18 protein-coding genes are annotated in these 20,020 nt (G+C 47.0%); 3 read left to right on the plus strand and 15 right to left on the minus strand.

Going from position 1 to position 20,020, the window contains the following annotated elements; genetic code table 11:
• Window positions 1-10: 10 nt before the first annotated feature.
• The gene (gene aceA, locus BDD39_RS14035) at window positions 11-1,297 is read right to left on the minus strand and encodes an isocitrate lyase (protein WP_166911602.1); all 1,287 of its coding nucleotides are present in this window, start codon (window positions 1,295-1,297) and stop codon (window positions 11-13) included.
• A 136-nt stretch (window positions 1,298-1,433) separates the two neighbouring features.
• Window positions 1,434-2,705, minus strand: a complete 1,272-nt coding sequence (locus BDD39_RS14040) for a M48 family metallopeptidase (protein ID WP_166911604.1) — start codon at window positions 2,703-2,705, stop codon at window positions 1,434-1,436.
• Between the two features lie 141 nt (window positions 2,706-2,846).
• Between BDD39_RS14040 and BDD39_RS14045 the strand changes: the two genes are divergently transcribed.
• A complete protein-coding gene (locus BDD39_RS14045) occupies window positions 2,847-3,437 on the plus strand; it encodes an SCO family protein (protein ID WP_166911606.1) in 591 nt (196 codons plus the stop codon).
• A 158-nt stretch (window positions 3,438-3,595) separates the two neighbouring features.
• Here BDD39_RS14045 and BDD39_RS14050 read toward each other — a convergent pair whose 3' ends face one another.
• Both BDD39_RS14050 and BDD39_RS14055 read right to left on the minus strand, forming a co-directional pair.
• Window positions 3,596-3,901, minus strand: coding sequence for an AzlD domain-containing protein (locus BDD39_RS14050; protein WP_166911608.1), 306 nt, complete (start codon window positions 3,899-3,901; stop codon window positions 3,596-3,598).
• Complete coding sequence (locus BDD39_RS14055) at window positions 3,894-4,613, minus strand: AzlC family ABC transporter permease (protein WP_166911610.1); 720 nt, start codon at window positions 4,611-4,613, stop codon at window positions 3,894-3,896. Before BDD39_RS14055 ends, BDD39_RS14050 begins: the two co-directional genes overlap by 8 nt.
• A 227-nt stretch (window positions 4,614-4,840) precedes the next feature.
• On the opposite strand from BDD39_RS14055, the gene dat reads away from it, so the two are divergent.
• The gene (dat, locus tag BDD39_RS14060; protein WP_166911611.1) at window positions 4,841-5,707 is read left to right on the plus strand and encodes a D-amino-acid transaminase; all 867 of its coding nucleotides are present in this window, start codon (window positions 4,841-4,843) and stop codon (window positions 5,705-5,707) included.
• Between the two features lie 31 nt (window positions 5,708-5,738).
• On the opposite strand, the gene BDD39_RS14065 is transcribed toward dat, so the two are convergent.
• The 5 genes from BDD39_RS14065 to BDD39_RS14085 all read right to left on the minus strand — a co-directional run bounded on the left by BDD39_RS14065 (window position 5,739) and on the right by BDD39_RS14085 (window position 11,132).
• Window positions 5,739-6,533 (minus strand): ABC transporter ATP-binding protein, encoded by a 795-nt coding sequence (locus tag BDD39_RS14065; RefSeq protein ID WP_166911613.1) that lies wholly within the window; start codon window positions 6,531-6,533, stop codon window positions 5,739-5,741.
• Entirely contained in the window at window positions 6,499-7,503 is a 1,005-nt protein-coding gene (locus BDD39_RS14070; RefSeq protein WP_166911615.1) for an ABC transporter permease, read from the minus strand. Before BDD39_RS14070 ends, BDD39_RS14065 begins: the two co-directional genes overlap by 35 nt.
• Window positions 7,504-7,560: 57 nt before the next feature.
• The gene (locus tag BDD39_RS14075) at window positions 7,561-8,556 is read right to left on the minus strand and encodes an ABC transporter substrate-binding protein (RefSeq protein ID WP_166911617.1); all 996 of its coding nucleotides are present in this window, start codon (window positions 8,554-8,556) and stop codon (window positions 7,561-7,563) included.
• Window positions 8,557-8,676: 120 nt separating this feature from the next.
• Complete coding sequence (locus BDD39_RS14080; RefSeq protein ID WP_166911619.1) at window positions 8,677-10,221, minus strand: fatty acid--CoA ligase family protein; 1,545 nt, start codon at window positions 10,219-10,221, stop codon at window positions 8,677-8,679.
• A 173-nt stretch (window positions 10,222-10,394) separates the two neighbouring features.
• On the minus strand, window positions 10,395-11,132 hold the full coding sequence (locus BDD39_RS14085) for an MBL fold metallo-hydrolase (RefSeq protein ID WP_166911621.1): 738 nt from the start codon (window positions 11,130-11,132) through the stop codon (window positions 10,395-10,397).
• 150 nt (window positions 11,133-11,282) lie between these two features.
• On the opposite strand from BDD39_RS14085, the gene yhfH reads away from it, so the two are divergent.
• Window positions 11,283-11,420, plus strand: a complete 138-nt coding sequence (yhfH, locus tag BDD39_RS14090; RefSeq protein WP_166911623.1) for a protein YhfH — start codon at window positions 11,283-11,285, stop codon at window positions 11,418-11,420.
• Between the two features lie 158 nt (window positions 11,421-11,578).
• Here yhfH and BDD39_RS14095 read toward each other — a convergent pair whose 3' ends face one another.
• From BDD39_RS14095 to BDD39_RS14120, 6 genes are all read right to left on the minus strand, one after another.
• Window positions 11,579-13,981 (minus strand): YhgE/Pip domain-containing protein, encoded by a 2,403-nt coding sequence (locus BDD39_RS14095; protein WP_166911625.1) that lies wholly within the window; start codon window positions 13,979-13,981, stop codon window positions 11,579-11,581.
• A gap of 74 nt (window positions 13,982-14,055) precedes the next feature.
• On the minus strand, window positions 14,056-14,628 hold the full coding sequence (locus tag BDD39_RS14100; protein ID WP_166911627.1) for a TetR/AcrR family transcriptional regulator: 573 nt from the start codon (window positions 14,626-14,628) through the stop codon (window positions 14,056-14,058).
• Window positions 14,629-14,724: 96 nt separating this feature from the next.
• A complete protein-coding gene (gene hemY / locus BDD39_RS14105) occupies window positions 14,725-16,149 on the minus strand; it encodes a protoporphyrinogen oxidase (protein ID WP_166911629.1) in 1,425 nt (474 codons plus the stop codon).
• Between the two features lie 18 nt (window positions 16,150-16,167).
• A complete protein-coding gene (hemH, locus tag BDD39_RS14110; RefSeq protein ID WP_166911631.1) occupies window positions 16,168-17,100 on the minus strand; it encodes a ferrochelatase in 933 nt (310 codons plus the stop codon).
• Window positions 17,101-17,114: 14 nt separating this feature from the next.
• The gene (gene hemE / locus BDD39_RS14115) at window positions 17,115-18,152 is read right to left on the minus strand and encodes a uroporphyrinogen decarboxylase (protein ID WP_166911633.1); all 1,038 of its coding nucleotides are present in this window, start codon (window positions 18,150-18,152) and stop codon (window positions 17,115-17,117) included.
• A gap of 316 nt (window positions 18,153-18,468) precedes the next feature.
• Window positions 18,469-19,869 carry a hypothetical protein gene (locus BDD39_RS14120; protein WP_166911635.1) on the minus strand — a complete coding sequence of 467 codons (1,401 nt, stop codon included), beginning with the start codon at window positions 19,867-19,869 and terminating at the stop codon, window positions 18,469-18,471.
• Window positions 19,870-20,020 lie beyond the last annotated feature (151 nt).

Below are 20,020 nucleotides of genomic sequence, written 5' to 3' on the forward strand. Positions count from 1 at the left end.
TTATTTTTCCTTATGCTGTTGTAAATTGTTCTTCTTCGGTCGAACCTTTTAGCGCAATCGTCGATGCTTGACCGCCGGAGATCACTTGCGCTACTTCGTCGAAGTAGCCAGTACCAACTTCGCGTTGATGTTTTGTCGCTGTGTAACCATATTTTTCTGCGGCAAATTCCGCCTGTTGTAATTCTGCATATGCTGCCATACCACGCTCTTTGTATCCGCGTGCCAATTCGAACATGCTGTAGTTTAATGTATGGAAACCGGCGAGGGTAACGAATTGGAATTTGTAACCCATTTTTGCAAGCTCTTTTTGGAAGTTGGCAATCGTTTCGTCGTCCAATTTTTTCTTCCAGTTAAAGGATGGCGAGCAGTTGTAAGCGAGTAATTTGCCCGGGAATTTTTCATGAATCGCTTCTGCGAAACGACGTGCTTCTTCTAAGTTTGGCTCGCTTGTTTCGCACCAGATTAAGTCCGCATATGGCGCATACGCTAAGCCGCGTGCAATCGCTTGGTCAAGTCCTGCTCTCGTGCGGTAAAAACCTTCCGGTGTCCGTTCGCCAGTAATAAACTCTTGATCGCGAGGGTCAATATCGCTCGTAATTAAATTCGCTGCATTCGCATCTGTACGAGCAATTAACACAGTCGGTACACCCATGACATCTGCTGCAAGACGTGCCGCAATTAAATTACGTACCGCTGTTTGCGTTGGAAGCAGCACTTTTCCACCTAAATGGCCGCATTTTTTCTCCGAGGAAAGCTGATCTTCAAAGTGGACGCCGGCTGCCCCTGCTTCAATCATCGCTTTCATTAATTCAAATACGTTCAGCTGGCCACCGAATCCGGCTTCCGCGTCGGCAACAATCGGCACGAAATAATCGATATCGCCGCTTCCTTCTAAATATTGAATTTGGTCTGCGCGCTGCAACGCTTGATTGATCCGTTTCACTACATGCGGAACACTGTTTGATGGATATAAGCTTTGGTCTGGATACATTTGCCCGGCAAGGTTCGCATCCGCCGCCACCTGCCAGCCGCTTAAGTAAATCGCTTTTAATCCCGCTTTCACTTGCTGAACAGCTTGATTTCCAGTTAACGCTCCCAAGGCGTTAATATAATCTTCGCTATTCAACAATTTCCACAGTTTTTCTGCTCCACGCCGTGCCAATGTATATTCGATGTCAATCGAACCGCGCAATTTAATGACATCTTCCGCGCTGTACGGACGGACAACTCCTCTCCAGCGTTCTTCATTTTTCCAGCTTTCTTCTAATTGTTTGACACGTTCTGTAAAACTCGCCATTTTTCTTCCCCCATCTCTATTGTTATAATACATAATCGGTCTGTACGCATTTATTATATAACAGGAAAACAAAAAAGAAAACAGTTTTTTTAAAATTTTTTAAATAAATTAGCAGAAAGGAACCCTTTCTGCTTTGTCACCGCCCTTCTCGCAAAGGGGGCGCATACTCTTCTAAAAAGACGATCCGCTCTAACATCGTCGGATGCGTATAGCGGAATATTTTTACAACAAACGGCGGATTGACTTCGCTTAACCCTGCTTTCGTCAGCTTTTGAAACGAAGAAATCGCCGCCTCTTTATTTCCCGTTAGCTCGATCGCATATCGATCCGCCGCATGCTCTTCATATCGCGACACCACATTTACAAGCGGACTGGCAGCAAAGTTGAGCAATGAGACTAGAAGCAACAGCAATGGAAAAGATGCGAAATCGCTCAACTGGCGGATTCCCATATATCGTCCCCATCTGGCGACAATCCATCTCATCATTCTGCTTACGAGCCAAAGTCCAAAAAACGCTAAAACGATATAACCGGCAAGCCACCAATAAATATGTTTCATCACGTAATGCCCCATTTCGTGGGCCATAATAAACAGCACTTCATCTTCATTTAAGCGCTGCAATGTCGTATCCCATAACACAATGCGCGCGTGGGAACCAATTCCGTTAACATACGCGTTTAACGCATTCGTTTTCTCTGACATATTTACCTCAAATACATGCTCGGCAGGAATGTTCGCTTCGCTTGCCAGCCCCAAAATTTTTGCTTCTAACTTTTTATCTTTCAATGGATAAAAATCGTTATATAACGGATCAATGACAACTGGCTGAATAAATAGAAAAAAGATCATGAACGGCACGCACAGCATCCACGCATATAGCCACCAGCGCCGCCCAAAGCGCCGGATGAGCCAATACAATACCGCCGCAATGAAGACAAGCAGCACAGTATGAACGAAAAAATCGGTCAGCCTATCGCGAAACCAACTTGTTACCGATTGCGTGCTGACGCCATAGGCACGGGAAAGATGATAGCCGGCAAAATCAAATGGCAGCGAAAGCGCCGTGATGATCAAAGACAGCCAAAACGCATACAGCGCCGATTGTACAGGAAACCATTTTGCCGTCTGCTCTATCCATGTTCGCAGCGCCTGGGCGGCACCAAATGCCAACAGTCCAAAATAGATTATCCATTCGTACGGAATAGAAAGAAAAAACAACAAATCTTTCCACCGCGAATATTCCCCGCTTAACTCTAGCTCTTTCGGCGTTAGAAATGTGGCAGGATCCGCGCTTGTTCCTTTCCACTGCGGCGGGATCGATATATCGGCGACAACGAGCAAATACCATGCCATGCCGATCCCGTACAACACATAAATGGCAAGCGCCCAATAGACTAATTTTTTCATGCCATGTTCCTCCTTAACAACACTAGTATTTCTATTGTAGGCATTTTTTCTTTCATTAAGAACGTCGTCAAAGAAGTGTCATAAATATCTTTCGTATCTGTTATTATTTTCTTGTATGATAAGCATAGGAGAGTGATTATCGTGAAAAAATTGTATTTATCGTTGGCCAGCTTATTTATTATTTGCGTCGGTGCCGGCATCCTTTATTTCACCGTATACAAACAGGCAAAAATGAAGCTGCCTAATGATGTAGTGATGGAAACAGCTTGGGGAAATGAATATCATTTCAACGAGATGAAGCCAAAAATCCGCTTGTTGGAATTTATGTATACAAACTGCCCTGATATTTGTCCAAATACAACCTTTCAAATGACGAAATTGCGTTCGAAACTGGAACAAGCACATGTTTTTGGCAAAAAGGTCGAGTTTATCACGATTACGATTGACCCGAAGCGCGATACTCCTGAAAAACTGCGAGCGTACGCCAAAACCTTCGGCGTGACCAACGCCCAGCAAGGCTGGATGTTTTTGCGCGGAAGCGAAGCCGATACGAGAAAAGTGGCCGACGCTTTCGACTTTCAATATCGCGACCCCGGCAACGGCATGCTGGTTCATACGACATTAACCTACTTGTTGGACAAAAACGGTCATGTCATTAAACAGTTTGGAATGGGCAAAGAGCGGTTTCACGTACAGGAAGTGTATGATGCAATTATGGACGAACTCCAATAACGGCAGAAACAAAACGGTGCCGTCTGGCTCGTTCTGTTAAGCTCTTGGCTCTTTCTTTTCATCCATTATAAAAAAGGCAGGCTTGCCTATTCGGATTCGAACAGGCGCCTGCCACTTTTTTATTTCTTCATTTCCGTATATATGATCCTATCCCCTTATTACCCAAGCAGCGCATACACGCTTAATACCGCGACAGACACAAGCACGACAAGAATGACGTTCGCGCCGAGCCATGCCGCTACAAATGCGCTTATAAACCCAAGAATGCCAAACCAGATGTCTTCGTGAATGAAAAAGATGCCTGGAACGATAAGCGCTCCTAATGTCGCGGATGGAACGTTTTTTAACACCCCTTGCCAAAACGGCGGCAGCTTGACGCGTTGCAACACGACAAGCGGCAGCATGCGCGGAATGTATGTCACCACCCCCATGCCGATAATCATCCAAACGATTGTGCTATGCATTCCCTTCTTCCCCTCTTTCTTTCGCCAGCCATTGCACGACGATCGCCGCCGCTAACGTCGCAATCACAACCGACCAGCCTTTGGAAATATGCAACACAAGCGTGCATAGTGAATTGATGGCTGCGGCCATCCCGGCAAGCCACATCGTTTTCCGCTGTTTTTTCAAAGACGGTACAAGCAAGCCGATAAACATTGCGTATAGCGCGACCGACATGCTCTCTTGCAAGCTTTGCGGCAAGCTGGCACCGACAAGATGGCCGATGCCCGAATTCACCACCCAGCTGCCGTATGACATCAAAATAAGCCCAAACATGTAAGAAGCGGTCACAGACCCTTCTTTCATCGCCGCCACGGAAAACGTTTCGTCCGTAATGCCAAACGCATAAAGCGCCTTTTTCCAGAGCAAATCCGGCTCCGCTTTTTCGTTCAGTGAAGCGGACATGAGAAAATGGCGAATGTTTAAAATAAACGTGGTCAGCACAATTTCAAACGTTCCCGTGCTAATGGAAAGCAAGTTTAACGCAATATACTGGGAAGCTCCAGCAAACACAATGACGCTCATCAGCACCGTTTCCGCGAGCGTTAATCCCGTTGTTTTGGCAAGCAGCCCGTACGTCAGCGCAATCGGCATATAGCCAATTGCGATGCTCACGCCTGCTTGCACGCCCTGGCGAAACAGCGATGATTTGCCCGCTGCCAATGTCGTTTCCACGATGAATCCCCCGTTTCCGTCTAGCCTTTTGTAATATTATCTAAAAATTATTTATTTTTCGCAATGATCAATTTATCGTGCTTTGACCGGAATATGTTGAAACCTTTCGACATCAAATAAGCCTTGATCTGTAATTTTCAGCTCTGGAATTAAGCAGCTCCTTTTTTATTCGTGATATACTGAAAATAAATTCAATTTTTATAATACTAAAAAAGGAGCTGAAACCGATGACATTAAAGCTGTACGTACTAACGGAAAAACAATTTCTCCCCCGTCATGAAGTAACCTACCCAATGGAAGAACGGGGGCTGCAGTTTGGCGATGGTGTTTACGAAGTCGCGCGCATCTATCAAGGAACATATTTTTTGCTTGAGGAGCATATCGACCGACTATACCGTTCCGCGGCGGCGATTCGCCTTTCTATTCCTTTTGAAAAAGATGTGCTGATGGAAAAGCTGGAACTGCTGCGGGAAATAAACAATGTGAAAAAAGACGCGATTCTCTATCTTCAGGTGACAAGAGGGAGCTTCCCGCGCAACCACGCGTTTCCGACCGAGAATCGTCCGAATTTGTACGCCTATATTCGGGAAATGCCAAGAAAAACAGAAGAAATCGAACGGGGCGTGCGGACGATTCTGACAAAAGACGTTCGCTGGGAATATTGCTACATCAAAAGTTTAAACTTGCTGCCAAACGTGCTCGCGAAACAAGAAGCCGTGGAGCGACAAGCGTTTGAAGCCATCTTTCACCGTGACGGCATCATTACCGAAGGCAGCTCCTCAAACATTTTCCTTGTCAAAGATGGAAACGTGTACACCCATCCGGCGACAGAGCGCATTTTAAACGGCATTGTTCGCATGAAAGTAAAACAATTTTGCAGCGAGCTTGGCATTCCGTTTGTAGAAGAAGCGTTTTCTATTAATGATATCGCCGAAGCGGACGAAATGTTTCTCACCAGCACCACGTCATCAATTATTCCAATCATCCAAGTCGAAGAACAAGCCGTTGGCAATGGCAAGCCGGGAGAGGTGACGAGAAAGCTGCAGGCCGCCTACGAGAAAGCGGCGGGGCTTGCCGTTCAAAGCGGAAAATAATGAAGCGGGGATCGACTCCCCGCTTTATCTATTATCCTAGCACGACTCGGTCGCTGGCGAATTGGCTGCCGCGGATGCGCTGAAACTCTTGCAGCAGCCGCTCGACCGTCAATGCTTGTTTTTCCTTGCCGCTCGCTTCGAAAATAATTTGCCCTCTGTCCATCATAATGAGACGGTTGCCAAGTCGAAGCGCCTGCTCCATATTGTGCGTCACCATCAGCGTCGTCAGCTGATATTTTTCAACGATTTCTTTCGTCAACTCGGTAACAAGCTCGGCGCGCGCCGGGTCCAGTGCGGCTGTATGCTCATCCAAAAGCAGCAAATCCGGCTTTGTAAACGTCGCCATTAACAGTGACAGCGCCTGCCGCTCCCCTCCGGACAGCATTCCGACTTTGGCGTTCAATCGGTTTTCCAGTCCCAAGTGAAGCGTCTTTAACGTCTCGCGGAAAAAATCCCGCTTTTGTTTTGTCACGCCGAATTTTAACGTACGCCGCCTCGTGCGGTTATAGGCAAGCGCCAAGTTTTCCTCGATGGTCATATTCGGCGCTGTGCCGGCAAGCGGATCTTGAAATACGCGGCCGATATAGCGGGCGCGTTCATGCTCCTTCATGGCCGTCACATCTTGGCCATTGATCCGCACCACGCCCGCATCGGGAAACAGCCGTCCGGAAATAATGTTCATCATTGTCGATTTTCCTGCGCCATTGCTGCCGATAATCGTGACGAAATCGCCGGGGGCGAGCGTTAAATTGATCGCTTGCAGCGCCACTTTCTCATCTATAGTTCCCTCATTAAATACTTTCGTAATCTGTTTGAGCTCGAGCAACGTGCTCCCCCCTTGCTTGTTCTTCCATTTTCCGCTTTTTCCGCCGCTTTTCTTTTTGCGCGGCGGCGATGTTTGGAACGATTAGAGCAATCATGACAATGACAGCGGTAATGAGCTTCACATCTCCCGTTTCCAAAAACTGCACCCGCAATGCAAGCGCCAAAATAATGCGGTAGACAATCGCGCCGCCAATGACCGCCAATGTAGCGCGCGCAATCGAACGCGTACCAAACAGCGCCTCCCCGATAATGACCGAGGCCAGTCCGATGACGATCATCCCGATCCCCATGCCGACGTCGCTAAATCCTCCATACTGGGCAACGAGCGCGCCGGAAAAGGCAACGAGTGCGTTCGATAACCCGAGGCCGAAAATGATGAGCCAGTCGGTATTGGCTGAAAAACTCGACACCATCGGCTGATTGTCTCCGGTCGCGCGCAGCGCCAGCCCTATTTCCGTTTTCAATAACAGATCGAGCAGCAGCTTGACGACGACAGCAAGCAGCGCCATCGTGATGAATATCGCCCATGTCCGCGGCTGAAATCCGGCAAAAGCAATGGCACCATTTAGCACATTGTCTATCCCTGTTTTTTGCCAAGCCTCGGTGATGATCGTCATGACCGTTTCCTGCTGTAAAAGTGGCACGTTCGAGCGCCCCATAATGCGCAGATTAATAGAATAAAGGGCAATCATCATCAATATACCCGATAATAATGGATTAATTTTTCCTTTTGTATGCAAAAGCCCGGTAACCGCCCCGGCAATAAATCCCGCAATCAATGCGGCGGCGGAAGCGAAAAACGGATTCGTTCCGTTCATAATGAGCACGGCGGCGACGGCCGCCCCGGTGACAAAGCTGCCATCCACCGTTAAGTCAGGAAAATCTAAAATTCGAAATGATAAATATACACCTAGTGCCATAATCGCATAGATGAATCCTGCTTCCATAGCACTAAAAATCGCTGTTAACATGCGTGTCCCCACCTTTTTGCAATAGATCCCTCCTTGATGCCAAGGAGGGATCTGCGTTTATTCTGTATATTCCGCGATCGAATCCCATTCCGGATTCAGTTTGATGCCCATTTCTTTCGCTGCTTTTTTGTTAATCAACAGTTTTAATTTTTTCGGATATTGTACTGGCAAATCAGCCGGTTTTTTGCCGTCTTTTAAAATCTGCGCCGCCATTTCCCCAGCTTGATAGCCGATGTCATAATAATCAAACCCGTAAGCGGCAAAGCCACCGCGCTTCACCGAATCCAATTCACCGACAAACAGCGGAATATCATGGTCGTCCGCCACTTGAATGACCGACTCGAGCGCGGAGACAACGGTATTATCGGTAATGATATAAATGCAGTCCACTTTCCCGACAAGCGATTCCGCCGCCTGTTTTACTTCCGCAGATGTCGATACGGAAACGGGAACAATTTGCAAATCCGTCCCTTTGATCGCTTTTTTAACGGCATCGACTTGGGCGACGGAGTTTTGCTCCCCGGCGTTATAAATCATGCCGATGCGATTGCCGTTGATGTACTTGTCGATGAATTGCACCGTTTTTGGAATCGCATCCGGATGCGTATCGGTCGTCCCTGTCACATTGCCGCCCGGCTTTTCCATCGATTGCACCAGCTTCGCCCCAACCGGGTCTGTAACGGAAGTGAACACGATTGGAATCTCTTTTGTCGCATTCAACGCCGCTTGGGCGCTCGGCGTCGAATTGGCAAAAATTAAATCCACACCCTCCGATACGAAGTTATTCGCGATCGTCTGATTGTTATTCATGTCTCCTTGCGCGATTTGCACATCATAGGAAACGGATAACCCTTTGTCTTTTAGCGCCTGTTTAAAGCCTTTAAAAGCTGCATCGAGCGAAGGATGTTCGACGATTTGCGTCACGCCGATATGATACGTTTTCTTTTCTGTTCCCCCTTTGTTTTCACTCGTTTCTTTTGCCCCGCAGCCGCTAAGGAGCAAAAAGCTTGCCGAGCATAACATCGCCAAACGCTGCATCCTTTTTTTCATCATCCCATCCCCTTATTACTTTATTACTTTTTAGCTTTTATGCATTAAATTATATAAATTTATGAGTCTATTTTCAATGGTATTATTCAAAAAAACAAAGAAAGTACCGAAAATTCGGTACTTTCATGAATGAGAGGAAATTAACCGTTCTTTTAGGACGCGGCGCAAAATTTTTCCGGTTGTATTTTTCGGAAGCTCCTCTAAAAACTCGATCGAACTAGGAACTTTATATTTGGCAAGATGCTGGCGGCAATACTCGATTAACGCCTCTTCCGTTAATTGCGGGTTTTTCGAAACGACAAACCCTTTTACCGCTTCGCCATAATCGGGATCCGGCACGCCAACCACCGCCGCTTCGACCACATCCGGATGGCTGTACAGCACTTCTTCTACTTCACGCGGATAAACGTTATAGCCGCCGACAATAATCATTTCTTTCTTGCGATCGACAATATAAAAATATCCTTCCTCATCCATTCTCGCTAAATCCCCGGTATGAAGCCAGCCGTCGCGAAGCGCATGGGCGGTCTCTTCCGGCATTTTATAGTAGCCTTTCATCACGTTTGGACCGCGGACAACGAGCTCACCGACTTCCCCTACCGGTACTTCCTCGCCAAATTCGTTGACCACTTTGTTTTCCACATTCATAATGCTTGTCCCAATCGAGCCTGGTTTGCGCGGACGATCGAGCGGGTTAAAGCACGTAACCGGCGATGCTTCTGATAGGCCGTATCCTTCCGAGACAATGACTTTAAATTTTTGCTCGAAATTTTTTAACAGTGCGACCGGCATCGATGAACCGCCGGAAATGCAGAGGCGCAATGTGCGGAAATCTTCCGCGCTTCCTCCCTCATATTGATATAGAAAATTATACATCGTCGGCACGCCGACAAAAATGGTCGCTTGTTGCTCGCGGGCAAGCCGGAAAATTTTCTTCGGACTAAATTTCGGAACGATGAGGACGGTTCCGCCGTTCATCAACGGCGCATTCAGGGCCACCGTCAAACAAAACACGTGGAACATCGGCAGCGTCGCAATGACACGGTCGTTTTCATTGATTTTCAAGTAATTGGCAATATCCTGGGCGTTGCTATATAAATTTTTATGCGTCAGCATCGCTCCTTTCGGCTTTCCGGTCGTTCCCGACGTGTACAAAATCACGGCGACATCGTCATCTTGCAGCTCCGGACCTTGGAAATGCGCATCGCCGGATTGCAGGACATTTGTAAACGATTTCATTTGTTCCGGCAGCAAAATCCCTTTTTCCTTCCCTTGCGGCGTCTCGCAAATGATCACATGCTTAAGAAGCGGCAGGCGTCCTTGCGCCTGGGCAAACAATGGAACAAGCAAATCGAGCGCGATGACCGCTTTTACATCCCCATTCAATAAAATATATCCGATTTCATCCGGCGTATAAATCGGATTAATCGGAATAACCGTCGCCCCTAACCGCAATGCTCCGTACAAGCCGATAACAAACTGCGGCGAATTTCCAAGCAACAGCGCAATATGATCGCCTTGGCGGATCCCCATATTATATAAGCCGCTTGCGAATTTCGAGACAGAGGCATTCAGCTCCCCGTATGTACTGCGTTCCCCTTCAAATACATACGCTGGTTTGTCGGGCAGCTGCACTGCTACTTCTGCCAGCCGTGACGATAAATTCATAAAACTCCCTCCCCCAAAATAATGAATGAATTATCATTCATTTTATAATTAAAAAAATTCTAACTAAACTAATTATAAAAAAAATAAAAAGAGAGGGCAAGAAAAAGCATGCCCTCCTTGCTAAAGCTCCAAATGTCACCGTTAACCCGAGGATACGAATGTCAACGTTTATATCATTCTTTTTCCCACACAAGCCCTGTTTTCGCTAGCTGTATTTTTCCAGAAAATTGCCGTCCAGCTTCTTCGACAAGCTGCGTATGATCGCCAAAATGCGGCAAATGAGTGAGCCACAGTTCCGCTACGTCGGCGTCGCGGGCAATGGCGCCCGCCTCTTCGCTTGTCATATGGCCAGCAGGTGCGGCGTTTTGTCCAGCGTAAAAGTTGCATTCACAAATAAGCAAGTCAGCATTTTTCGCAAATGGCGCAAATTCCGGCAAATAGCTGGAATCCGCCGTATACACGACCGTCGCTTCTCCCGCTGCAATTCTCATCGCATAACAAGTCACCGGGTGCACGGTTTTCATAAACGTGATGTGAAACGGCCCCACTTGAAGCGGTTCTTCCGGATGATAGGCGATTCCTTTCGTCATCCCTTCGTGTGTTAAACGGGCAAATTCTCCTTGATCATATGGATGGCCGTAAATCGGCAGCACAGGCAGATCCATACCGAGATTTTTCTTAATGAGGCGCGCATATTGCAACGGACCGATATCGGCAACATGATCATGATGATAGTGAGAGACGACGACGGCATCCAGTTTTTCTACCGGCACGTAATTTTGCAGTTTGGACAAGACACCGCTTCCACAGTCAACGAGCAATCGAAAATCGTCGTGTTCAAATAAATAACCGGATGTTGCTTCATTAGCTGCCGGAAATCCTCCCCAATAGCCGATGACGGTAACTTTCATACGTCTCCTCCTTTATGTATTCATCTTTTACCATCATACACCAATTTCATTTGTTTTGCATCTTTGTTGAAAATTGTTTTAAAACAGTTATTGACAAAATCAATTCTGTTATAATACAATACAAGTAACAAAACAACGGAGGCGATCAAAATGTTAGTGAAAGTGTTAGAATTTTTCAAAAATCTACCACCAAAAAAATGCATGCAATGCGGCAAAGAAATTGAAGAGCAACATGAGTGCTATGGGAACACATGCCCTGATTGTCTTGGTGTCACTTATCATCAATAATTAAGCTGGCATCATCCCTTGCGTCACGGATGCCAACTTTATTTGCGACTATCGATCCCCAACTGTAGGCAGATCACCCCTTCTGCCCACAGCCATAAAGATGCTTCGTGCAAAAAGAAGCATCTTTCTTTTTTTTTATAAAGAAAGCTCCTAAAGCATTAGGCTTCAGGAGCTTCCGTTTTATTTTTCAATAGCGTATAAAACTGGCGTTGATGCTGAACGGTAAAGTATATGACCGTTCCAATGATGAAAATCGCCGCAAACATCCCCAAAATCGCCGCGTTGTGCCACATAAAGGCGAAATCGCCAGTAGAGATGGCCGCTTTAAATCCGAAGATGGAGTACGTCATCGGCAGCCAAGCGTTAAAATGTTGCAGCGTTTTCGGAATGAGCTCAAGCGGGAACGTGCCTGCGCTTGTTGTCAGCTGCAAAACCAAGATCACAACCGCAATGAACCGCCCCGGATCGCCAAGCAATGTCACAAGGAATTGGACTATAGAAATAAACGTCATGCTTGTGATGATCGTAAATAGAATAAATTTAGCCACGCTTTGCACATGGATACCGAGCGCGCCAAGCAATACCGCATCCACTAACAGCGACTGAAGAATGCCGATCACTACTAAAATGCCGAACTTGCTGAAAAACCAGGCGATTCCCGATTTTGGCACATCGGCCGGTTCGCGCAGTGGAAATACGATCGATAAAAGAAGCGCGCCGACATACAATCCTAAAGATAGGAAATATGGCGTAAAACCCGTTCCATAATTTGGAACATGATGAATTTTTTGATTTTCTTTTTTCACCGGATCGGCAAACATGTTATATACATCATCATTGGCTTTTACGTTGTTCGCTTTTTTCGCACCATCTTTTAACTTGTCAGCCAATTCCTTCGAACCATTGTCCAACTTGTTCATGCCGTTCACCAGTTGGTCAGAACCGTTGGACAGTTTATCCACTCCCGCTGTCAGTGTGGAAACGCCGCTTTCTAATGCCGTCATGCCGTTAGCAAGCCGCCCCGAACCAGCGGCAAGCTGATTGGTGCCATCTGTCAATTTGCCGGACCCTTGCGCAAGCTGATGCAGACCGGATGACAATTGACCGCTGCCCGCAGCGAGCCGATCTACTCCAGCTTTCCCTTCTCCTAATTTTTCGCCGAATGTTGTCAGCCCTTGCACCACTTTCGCTTGGCCAGCAGCAAGCGCATCTGCGCCACTGCTCAGCTTTTGCTGGCCGGCAAACAGTTGTTCCACGCCGGCGCTCAGCGCTACATGGCCTTGATGAAGACGAGCGGCCCCGCCGGCAAGCTGATCAGCGCCCGCTTTCAACGCTGATGCACCAGTATCTAATTGCTCTATTCCCGCAACAACTCGCTTACTTCCTTCCGCAAGGGGCTGCAAATTCTGTTTCATTGTTTGCAATAACGCTTTTTCTTTCGGGTCTGTCGCCTGTGCAATCATCGCATCCAATTGCGCTACAGCCTGCTCAAGCCCTTGGCTTACTTGTGCCGCTCCTGTTTTCGTTTGATCGGCTCCTTGCTTCCACGTTTCCATCTTCGCAGCAAGCTGATTGGCGCCTTCTTGCAACTGCTCTGCTCCTTTTGTTAACGGTGGCATTTTTTCTTTCATCTGCTTTATCCCATTAAGCGATTCACGCAAACCGCCAGATAGCTTCTGTGCGCCAGTTTCCAGCTGTTTCGCTCCCGCTAGCAATTGCGAATGGCCATCCTGCATTTTCGCAAATCCGCCTTGCAATTGCTGAAGCCCCACATGAATCTGATCGGCACCGCTGCTCACCGATTGCAGTCCGTTTTCAAATGTCAGCGACTTTTCCGCCAACAATTTTAAATTTTTATATAGCTCTTTGGCGCCTTCTTTCGCGGCACGTGTACCTTGATGCAGCTTTTCACTTCCTTCTTTGGCGGAGTGAAGGCCGTTTTGCAGCGCAACTACCCCGTCTTTTGCCTGCATCACGCCGCCATGCAACTGATTAGCTCCATCGCTGGCTTGATCGAGTCCTTTCACCATTTTTTTTATGTTGTCAAACATTGCTTCTGCATATGTTTTCGTGACGTTTTTAGCGACTTCTTCTTTAATTTTTTCAACCGCCGAATCACCGATTTGCGCCGATAAAAAGTTAAATCCCTCGTTTGGCATATAAATCAGTTTCAGCGGCTTCGGCTGTTTGTCTTGTAATGTCGCCGCGTTTTCCGAAAAATTTTCCGGTATAATGACTGCCATGTAATATTTTTGGTCTTCCAATCCTTTTTTTGCTTCTTTCTCTGACACAAAACGCCAGCTGAACTTTTTATTTTCCTTTAAGTTTTTGACTAATTCTTCTCCAAGCTTTAATTTTTCACCATGGAATTCCGCACCCTTATCATTGTTGGCAACCGCCACCGGCAATCGGTCCAAATGGCCGTACGGATCCCAAAATGCCCATAAAAACATGCCGCTGTATAATAGCGGGATGAACAAAATGGCGATGATAGGAATGAGCACTTTTCGATTGCGAACAATGGCCTGTGCTTCTTTCCACAATAACGAGATGCCTCTCATTGTTTCCCTCCTTTGTTGTACAAGTGACCATTTTGTCCATTTGGTCATTTTTTGATAAAAAAGAGAAGGATTATCTAATTGGACAATCCTTTCAGAAAATAAAGTTCAAATAATTCCGCGATTTTTTCCTTTGGCAGCGGCTCATGATCCGTTTCCCAGTCGACAATGAGGGCAATATACGCTTTTAACATTAAAAAAGCGGTAATTTCGGAATCGCATGGACGGATTTCGCCTTTTTGGATCGCCATGTCGATTTTTTCGCGAATGAAGTCGATAATCGCCCGGTCCAGTTTTTTCAACACTTCATGAACCGCGGACGTCCCAATGCTCCGCACTTCTTGAAGCAGCTTCGCCGTCAGCTGATGGCGCTGGCGAAACTCCAAAATGCGGTATAAAGCGCGATGGACGTTTTCGGAAAAAGGAAGATCGGGATCCATCGCCTGCTCTGCCGCTTCTTTTATTTCCACCATCAAGCAAGAAATAATTTCATCGAGCAAATCTTCCTTGTTTTTAAAAAACGTGTATATCGTTCCTTTCCCGACATTGGCGAGCTTGGCGATCTGTTCCATCGTTGTCGCCTTGTAGCCAAATTGGGAAAACGATTGTGCCGCTGCTTCGATAATTTGCCGTTTTCGATCCATAAGCAATTCCTCATCTTTCAAAATTGACTAAATGGACAATTCGGTCATTTCGTATTAATCATAGCATATGTGCCAAGAAAAAGAAAGAGGTTAACGTGATTTTTAGTTAACCTCGGCAAATTGTTTCGTATTTCGTTGTAAATAATCGAGCACAGCGCGAACCGCATTTTCTCCTTGATCGATGCAATCCGGCAATCCCAATCCTTCATAAGAGCATCCCGCTAAAAACACGCCAGGGAGTTCCGCTGCCATCTTATCTTTTATTTTCGCCAGCCGTTCTTTATGGCCAACCGTATACTGCGGCATCGCCCGTTTCCAGCGCGAGATGACAAAAAATTCTGGACGTCCGTTAATGCGCATAATTTTATTTAAATCATCCATGACGACACGGACGATCTCATCATCCGATTGCTCAACGATTTCCTCATCGCCCGGACGGCCGACATAACAGCGCAGCAACGCTTTTCCCGGCGGTGCGGTATGAGGCCATTTTTTATGCGTCCACGTGCAGGCGGTAATCGTATAATCGTTGCGGCGGGAAACGATAAAACCTGTTCCGTCAATATCTTGTTCGATGGCGCTTTCCGGAAAAGCTAGCGCAACGGTTGCCACCGATGTGGCTGGCACCGACCGGAACGGCGCAAAAAACGGGTAATCGCCAAACATTGCCGGAACCGTTGAGTGCGATGTTGCGACGATGACGCTGTCCGCTTTCCATTCCTCGCCAGTGCTTAAACGCAAACGGTATTTCGCTCCGTCCCGCTTTACCTGTTCCACCCGTACGCCTTTTATAACGCTGCCTGGTTCCAACCGTTTCTCCACCTCATCGACCAAGGATTGCAGCCCAGTTTTTAACGTTTGAAACGCTCCTTTTCGCTCTTTTTGCGTCTTTGGAGTGGTTCGTTTCGTTCCTAGCACCAAACTGCCGTGCTTCTGCTCGACTTGAAAAAATTGAGGAAATGTCGCCATTAAACTCATTTGGTCAATATCACCGGCATAAATGCCGGACAGCAACGGTTCGATTAAATTGTCAACGACTTCATCGCCGAAACGGCGGCGGAAAAATTGACCTAATGATAAGTCTCCTTCCACTTTCGTCGGCGGCAATACAAAATCCAGCGCAGCCCGCAATTTTCCTAGCGGTGAAAGCAGTCCTGTCGTGATAAACGGACCGATCTTGGTTGGAATTCCCATCACTGCTCCGCCTGGTATCGGATATAATTTGCCATTGACTAAAATGTATGATTTTCCTGTCGCGTTATGGACGATTTCGTCTTCCAATCCTACTTCATGCGCCAGGCGGGAAGCGCTCGTTTTGCGCGCTAAGAACGAATCAGGACCGCGCTCAATGACAAACCCATCGCGGATCACCGTTTGCACTTTGCCGCCGAGACGATGCGTCGCCTCAATCAGCTTGCATTCTAGCGGAAGCTGTTGCTCTTTTATCGTCTTTTGCAAATAATAAGCGGCAGTAACGCCTGTGATGCCTCCTCCGATAATCACTACCGTACGTTTTCCGTCACTCACTGTTCATCGCCTTCTTTATCAATGTTTGATACGTTTTAATACAACAGTCGCCAATGCGTCAATAAATTCCGGATTCGCATTTGGCATTTCCGGACGATAATAGTTCGCCCCAATTTCCTCCGTCACTTGTTTGCACTCAATATCATTATCATACAACACTTCTAAATGATCAGCGACAAAACCGACCGGAGCATAGACGAACGAGGTGTACCCTTTTTCTTTGTGCAGTTGTCTCGTCAAATCTTGCACATCCGGCCCTAGCCAAGGTTCCGGCGTATTGCCGGCGCTTTGCCAACCTACTGCATAATGTTTCACACCCGCTTCTTCAGCGATCCACTTCGCTGTTTCTTCCAACTGCTTTGGATACGGGTCGCCGGCGGCAATAATTTTCTCTGGAAGGCTGTGCGCGGATACAATGAGCACTGCTTTTTCCCGCTCCTCTTCCGGCATCGACGCAAACACTTCTTTTATTTTTTCGACCCAATACGCAATAAATTTCGGCTCATCATACCAGCTGTCAATCGGATAAATGACAGGTCCGCCTAATTTTTCCGCTTCTGCTTTTGCCCGTTCATTGTACGAGCGAATACTGAACGTAGAAAAATGTGGAGCAAGGACGATGCTTATCGCTTCTTTGATTCCGTCTTCATACATCTTTCTTACCGCGTCCTCTACAAACGGCTCAATATGTTTTAACCCTAAGTACATATGGAACTCCACATCATCTTGTATCTCGTTGAGCCGATGCTCTAGCTGCTTCGCCTGTTCGAGCGTGATTTTCGCTAACGGCGAAATGCCGCCAATCGCTTTATAGCGCTGCTTTAAATCTTCGAGCAGCTCGTCAGACGGTCTTCTCCCGTGGCGAATATGGGTATAGTACCGCTCAATATCCTCTTCTTTGTACGGAGTTCCGTATGCCATTACTAATAATCCGATTTGTTTTTTTGCCATGCTTTCACACCTCTTTATTTTCCCGCTGTGTAGTCATGGATAAACGCCGTTAGCCGTTTTAGCGTTGCCGGCTGAATATCCGGGAAAATGCCGTGGCCTAAGTTGAAAATATATCCCGGCTGCTCCATGCCTTCGTCTAAAATTTGCTTCACCCGCTTTTCAATCACTTCCCAAGGAGCAAGCAACACAGCTGGGTCTAAATTGCCTTGCAGCGCTTTTGTAATTCCTTTTTGGCGCGCTTCGCGAATCGACAGACGCCAATCGAGCCCAATCACATCGAGAGGCAGATCGTTCCACTCGAGCGCTAAATGGCTGGCACCCACACCAAACATAATGAGCGGCACGTTTTCTTCGCGCAACGCGGCAAAAATCCGCGCCATTGCTGGCTTAATAAAGGTGCGGTAATCCTCGACATTGACCGCGCCGACCCACGAATCAAAAATTTGAATCGCACTCGCCCCAGCATGAATTTGCGCCTTTACATAGCGAATCGTCATATCGGCCAGCTTGTCCATGAGCGCAAACCAAGCTTTTGGCTCCGAGTACATAAACGCCTTGGTTTTATGATAATTTTTCGATGGCCCTCCCTCAATCATGTAGCTTGCTAGCGTAAACGGCGCGCCGGCAAAACCAATCAGCGGCACGTTTAACTGCTCTGTGGTCAGCAGTTTAATCGTTTCCAATACATATGGCACATCGTCTTCCGGATGAATTTCTCCGAGTTTTTCTACATCGGCGAGCGAGCGAATCGGATTGGCAATGACCGGCCCGACCCCGCCTTTAATTTCCACTTCCACGCCAATCGCCGGCAGCGGAGACATAATATCTTTATATAAAATGGCCGCGTCCACATCATATTGCTCGACCGGAAGCCGAGTTACATAAGCGCAAAGTTCCGGCTGATGCGTAATTTCGAACAATGAATATTTTTCCTTCAGCGCCCGGTATTCCGGCTGTGACCGTCCTGCCTGCCTCATGTACCAAACAGGAACATACTCTGTTTTTTCGCCGCGGCAAGCGCGCAAAAATGTATCCTTCACTGGTTTTCCCATTTCCATCCGCCTTTCTTCACTTCAACAATTGATCCTTACAAATGCCTGTTTTACTAGCTAAACAACTTGTTTAACAAATAAAATCACAATTACAACTATACAAGTTTCTTTTCTTAATGTATAGTGAACCAAAGAAACTGTCAAAAAATTGACGATTTATGCACAATACGTCCGCCCCTGCTTTCCCAAACTGCATGATTTTGCATTCCATTGTTTTAGATGCGCTTCCTTCTATGCCGGCAAGCGCTTGCGGACTTTCTTTATTATTATAACAAAAAGCTGTCCCGCACTTACGGGGACAGCTTGTGCATTTGTGTCAAATAAGAAACATCGCAACGATCGTCGTAACAACAAGCCCGACGGCGACCGGTATCAAATTGCGCCGTGCCAACTCAAATGGGTCGACACCACAAATAGCGGCAGCTGGAATAAGCGCCCAAGGAACTAATGTACCGCCGCCAACCCAAATCGCGGCAATTTGCCCAAGCGCGGTCAATGTAGCGGTGCCGCCGCCAATCGCGGTCGCAAATAAATGAGCGACAGATCCTGCCAATGAAATTCCGGAAAACCCTGAACCATCCAAACCGGTAATCGCCCCGACAACCGTTAACGTCACCGCACCGATCTCATTATTCAGCGGCACGATATGGGCCAGCGCGATGCCTAAATCGTTTACAATCCCTTGCGACGCCTTTGGCAAATATTCTCCGATGATCTTAATAAATCCCGCGTCACCAAGATAAAAAAATGCAGCGATTGGAATTACTGGTCCGAATACTTTAAATCCAAATTGGAACCCTTCAATGAAATAATTAGTAATTTCCTCAAAGCTTTCTTGGCGATGGGCGAAAATAGAGATGAAAATTAAAATAAAAATCGCTGTTCCTCCAATGAGAGCGGTTGCATCTCCGCCTTGCAAGTGCAAATAAAACATCGCGACGACATCGAGGACAAACAAAACCGGTATCATAATCGCTAATAGTTTTTTTACTTGGTTGGACAGAAGTTGCCTTGTTTTTTCTAAAGCAGAATCGGCCGTGACGGCGATTTCATGTTCTTCGTTGGCAAAAAGCCCTCTTTTCATATCGCGGCGCAGCAGAATAAAGGCCGTAATCGTTGTGACAACTCCCATGACCAATACGAGCGGAACGCTGGCGGAAATCACATCGGAAACTGGCAGTCCGGCAGCATCCGCAGTCAGCTTCGGCGCTCCTTGAATCACAAAATCTCCCGATAAGGCGATGCCATGACCGAATAGATTCATCGCCATCGCCGCCCCTAACGCCGGCAGCCCAACGCGAATAGCTACAGGCAGCAACACCGCTCCCATCAGCGCCACCGCGGGAGACGGCCAAAAAAACCACGAAAACACCATCATCAGTATCCCGATCGTCCAGTATGCCCATCCTGGCGTACGAATAAACCGGGTAAATGGCGAAATCATCACATCATTAATCCCTGTTGCCGTCAAGACTTTGCTCATAGCCACGATGATCGAAATGACTAAAATCGTTGGCAACAGCTCTGTAATCGCGTAAATAAAGCTGTTAAACACCCCGCTGATCGCCGCGCTCAAAGAGTGAGTCGCCGTCACTGCCAATAAAAAGATCCCGACAATACAAACAAGCGATGTATCTTTTCGGGCTACCATAAACCCAATAACGAGCACAATAAACGCCAAGTAAATCCAATGCAGCGCTGTCAACTCGACACCCATGAATATTTCCCCTTTCCTCTATACTTCCAACTCGGTAAATGGGACATTTACCTACCTTGGATGTACTACAGCATATGAAAGGGGAATAAAGGTGTGAAACATGTGCCACATTCTGCCGTAAAAAAGACAAAGGGCGAGAATTGGCCCAGTT

Origin of the sequence: Saccharococcus thermophilus, assembly GCF_011761475.1 — a bacterium.
Taxonomy (GTDB): Bacteria; Bacillota; Bacilli; order Bacillales; family Anoxybacillaceae; genus Saccharococcus; species Saccharococcus thermophilus.